At 39.7% G+C, this 1725-nt stretch carries 2 protein-coding genes; both read left to right on the top strand.

All coding sequences use genetic code 11. From position 1 onward, the window contains the following. Positions 1-1118 (top strand): RHS repeat-associated core domain-containing protein (locus A3GQ_RS25235; RefSeq protein ID WP_037465802.1); only part of this gene is annotated, 1118 nt, incomplete at its 5' end. Between the two features lie 2 nt (positions 1119-1120). Next, positions 1121-1525, top strand: coding sequence for a DUF4279 domain-containing protein (locus A3GQ_RS0121085; protein ID WP_028778715.1), 405 nt, complete (start codon positions 1121-1123; stop codon positions 1523-1525). The last annotated feature ends 200 nt before the right edge of the window (positions 1526-1725 follow it).

Raw genomic sequence — 1725 nt, 5'->3', positions numbered from 1 at the left:
ACACAGGGGAGCATTCCTACTACCAGTACAACACCGATGTCGATGTAGAAATGCTGACTGATGAAAATGGCAGTGTGAAAGCAACCTATGGATACAATCCATATGGTGAAGACGATCTGACAATGTTTACGGGGGTAGATAAGCCTGATTCTGCTCAGCCAGATAAAGCAGCCTATAACGATTATCGTTATGGAGGACAGCGCTGGGATGCCAACACGCAGTCCTATGACCTCGGATTCCGAGACTACTTCCCAAGCTTAGGACGCTTCTTGTCCCCCGACTCCTATAATGATTCGGTAGCCAACAAAGGCTTGGTCATGGACACGATGACGAATAACCTGTATTCGTATGCAGGTGGAAATCCCGTAGACTTCTCGGACCAAGACGGACATATTCCCTTGTACAATGGGGATGACGGTGGAGATGCAGTCCAAATGTATGTAGCAGCAACGGGACAACTATATCATCCGAGTGGAAAAGGGAAGAAAGCAAGCAAGTCCCAGATGAAACGAGCCAACCAGCATAGCAACTCCGTACAGGCAAGGAATCATAAGAAGCCGAAGCCCAAACCAAAGCCAAAAGCGAAAGCAAAACCGAAGCCAAAACCAGTAGCGAAGCCACCAGCGAAATGTGGTGGAACGTTGAATAATAAATCGGGAGGATGTATCAAACCGTCTCCAAGAACCATAAGAAATGTACAAGCTGTATATGCAACAGTAGCATTGGGCATAGCGCTGTATGATCCATTACCTGGAGATGAATTGCTCCTTGGTGCAGTACTCATGCGTTTTGGATTTGCTGGTGCAGGGATTAAAATATTAACATCGGGGGTCTCTAAACCGACTTCTAAGCTGACAACTAGTGAGATTAGTTCTAGGAAAGTATTAAAGCCCCAAACATCTGTAAAACCATTAAAACTTGACCTACAGACTTTTGCAGCAAAGAGAGATTTGAAGATGGTAAATGATGCGGCTAGAGAAGTAGGTATTGATAGAAATTTATTTGGGGAGTATATTCATGACATTAAGTATGAATTGAATATGAAAGCTAGTGATAATTTTTCGTATAAGGAGTTATTGCAGCACGCAAAAGATCTAAAGAAAATGTTAGGAGACTAATAATGGAGATCCGCGGTAAATTTGTTTTTAGTATAAGAGGTTTAGTTGTAGATTTTGACCATATAGAACAAAATTTATTGTTAGCACCGACGAAAAAAATTAAGAAAGGTGAACTTTTATCTGTTTCAAAAAAGAAATCTCAAGATAATGTTTGGTCTTATGAAAAAGAAATAACATCTCAAGATAAGGATGAATTATCACAGTTATATGCTTTATTAGAAGATCTTTATCCGTATCGTGATTACATTAGCTCGCTTCGAAAGTATTACAGTCAAGTAATGATAGACTGTTATTTAAGATCGGATTTCGGACAAATGGGATTTTCTATGAATTCTAGTATGTTAAATATATTAGCAGAACTAAAGTTGGACATTAATTTTCATTTACTGTCCTATGGAGAAGCCTAACAATCGAAGATTTTTAGGTTGATAGATAAGAAGTAAATAGAGGATAAACATAAAAAGGGTTGTTCATTTTTGAGCAACCCTTTTTACTGTCGATGATGAAGCAAGACACAGGGGAGCATTCCTACTACCAGTACAACACCGATGTCGATGTAGAAATGCTGACTGATGAAAATGGCAGTGTGAAAGCAACCTATGGATAC

This window comes from Shimazuella kribbensis DSM 45090, assembly GCF_000428065.1.
Classification (GTDB): domain Bacteria; phylum Bacillota; class Bacilli; order Thermoactinomycetales; family Thermoactinomycetaceae; genus Shimazuella; species Shimazuella kribbensis.
Note: the sequence above shows the minus strand (reverse complement) of the source record. Positions and strands in the feature narration are given on the sequence as shown.